4 protein-coding genes are annotated in these 2,077 nt (G+C 37.3%); all 4 read left to right on the top strand.

Annotation, left to right across the window (positions count from 1 at the left end; translation table 11 throughout):
• The coding region (gene hemB, locus ABGX27_05940) for a porphobilinogen synthase (GenBank protein MEO2069037.1) at window positions 1-571 on the top strand (571 nt) is incomplete at its 5' end.
• A gap of 70 nt (window positions 572-641) precedes the next feature.
• Complete coding sequence (rpsU, locus tag ABGX27_05935; protein ID MEO2069036.1) at window positions 642-869, top strand: 30S ribosomal protein S21; 228 nt, start codon at window positions 642-644, stop codon at window positions 867-869.
• 18 nt (window positions 870-887) lie between these two features.
• A complete protein-coding gene (locus tag ABGX27_05930; GenBank protein ID MEO2069035.1) occupies window positions 888-1,337 on the top strand; it encodes a GatB/YqeY domain-containing protein in 450 nt (149 codons plus the stop codon).
• Between the two features lie 82 nt (window positions 1,338-1,419).
• On the top strand, window positions 1,420-1,995 hold the full coding sequence (locus ABGX27_05925) for a hypothetical protein (protein ID MEO2069034.1): 576 nt from the start codon (window positions 1,420-1,422) through the stop codon (window positions 1,993-1,995).
• Window positions 1,996-2,077 lie beyond the last annotated feature (82 nt).

Raw genomic sequence — 2,077 nt, 5'->3', positions numbered from 1 at the left:
CGATGTTGACAACGATAAAACTTTAGAGATCCTTAAAAAACAGGTAGTTTCCCACGCTAAAGCAGGTGCTGATATGGTAGCTCCATCTGGAATGATGGACGGAATGATAAAAGCAATAAGAGAAGCCCTTGATGAAGCAGGATTTTCCGAAATTCCAATAATGTCTTATGCAGCAAAGTACGCTTCAGCTTACTATGGTCCATTTAGAGATGCAGCTGAATCAACACCAGCTTTTGGAGATAGACGTTCTTACCAAATGGATCCTGCAAATTCGGATGAAGCTTTAAGAGAAGTTGCCCTTGATATACAAGAAGGTGCAGACATTGTTATGGTTAAACCTGCACTTTCGTACCTTGACATCATAAGAAGGGTTAAAGAAACATTTAAGTATCCAGTGGCTGCTTATAACGTAAGTGGCGAATATTCTATGGTAAAAGCAGCTGCTTTGAAAGGGTGGATAGACGAAAAGAAAATTGTCCTTGAAACCCTTTTATCAATGAAAAGGGCAGGAGCAGACCTTATCTTAACTTACCACGCAAAAGATGCAGCAAAGTGGCTTAAGGAAGAATAAACCTTGCAATTTATTTTCTCGGAGAATATAATTTGCCAGCGAAAACCAAAATAAAAGGAGGCGATGCTTAATGGCAACAGTTTACGTTCGTGAAGGAGAGTCTTTTGAAAAGGCTCTAAAGAGATTTAAGAAACTATGCGAAAAGGAAGGAATTCTTACAGAGATTAAGAGAAGAGAATATTACGAAAAGCCAAGTGAAAAGAGAAAAAGAAAGGCTATGGCTGCAAGAAAAAGACTAATTAAGGCTCTCAAAAAGCGTGGTCTCCTTCCACCAAAGGGTAAGAAGAAGAAAAAGTAATTTTTAGAGGTTAAGTAAATGGGACTTAAAGAAAGGCTTCTTGCCGATATGAAAGAGGCTCTTAAAAGCAAGGATAAAGTAAAACTTTCTACTATTAGAATGATTAATTCTCTTATCAAGAACGCGGAGATTGAAAAGAGAGGAGAGTTAACAGACGAGGAAATCGTAAAGCTACTACAAAAGTATGCAAAACAAAGACGTGAAGCTATTGAAATGTATGAAAAGGGTGGAAGGCAAGACCTTGTAGAGAAAGAAAAAGCTGAACTTGCTGTAGTTGAGTCATATTTACCAAAGCAAATGAGCGAAGAGGAAGTAAAAAAACTAGTAGAAGAAGCTATTAAAGAGGTAGGAGCAACTTCTCCTAAAGACCTTGGAAAAGTAATGCAGTTCGTTATGCCAAAAGTCAAAGGTAGAGCTGACGGTTCTGTTGTTAATAAAATAGCTAGAGAACTACTTGCCAATCAGTAATGGTGATGTATAATAGATATTGGATAGATACTAATCGTGGTACCTCCACTCCTTCGGGTTATTGGAGGGGGTATTTATACTAATGTTCCAAGGAGTGGGGTACCACTTAGAATTTGATAAGATACTTAAGGCAACGTCCTCCTTTGCAAAAAGTGAAAAAGGTAAAGAGGCTGTTCTTTCCATAGTTCCTTTAACTAAAAAAGAAGAAGTAGAAAAGAACTTAGAAATAACTGACACCTTTGTTAGACTTTTAAAGGAAAAACAGCTTCCTTTAGAAAGCTTTCCAGACGTTAGCCAAACTCTAAAAAAACTATCTGCAAGTGGAGTTGTTTTAAGTCCACAGGAAATTTTGGCTGTCCTGAAAGTAATAAGACAGTCTGCGATCTTGAAGAACTTCTTTGAGAAATTGGAAGAAAGATTTTCAAGAATAAAGTTTTTTGAAAGTAGGTTCTCAAGATTTCAAGATCTAAGAGAGATTTTAGAAAAATCTATTGACGATACAGGGGAGATTTTAGATACAGCATCTCCAAGGTTAAAAAGCATAAGAAAGAACATAAGAACGATAACTTCAAGGATAAGAGAAAAACTGGAATCCTTAGTAAACCGAAATGAGGATCTGTGTCCTGATAGGATAATCACGGAAAGGGACGGACGCTAGGTGATCTTGGCAAGACCTTACTTTAATAAAAGATTTTCCGGGATAGTTCACGATCAATCCTCCTCAGGACATATGCTCTATG

It is taken from the genome of Desulfurobacteriaceae bacterium, assembly GCA_039832905.1.
Classification (GTDB): domain Bacteria; phylum Aquificota; class Aquificia; order Desulfurobacteriales; family Desulfurobacteriaceae; genus Desulfurobacterium.
The sequence above is the reverse complement of the archived record's forward strand: the minus strand, read 5'-3'. Positions and strand labels throughout refer to the sequence as shown.

Excerpts from the sequence above, each read along its gene's own strand:
- rpsU (MEO2069036.1), top strand. The coding sequence starts at position 642 with ATGGCAACAGTTTACGTTCGTGAAGGAGAGTCTTTTGAAAAGGCTCTA.
- ABGX27_05930 (MEO2069035.1), top strand. The coding sequence starts at position 888 with ATGGGACTTAAAGAAAGGCTTCTTGCCGATATGAAAGAGGCTCTTAAA.
- ABGX27_05925 (MEO2069034.1), top strand. The coding sequence starts at position 1,420 with ATGTTCCAAGGAGTGGGGTACCACTTAGAATTTGATAAGATACTTAAG.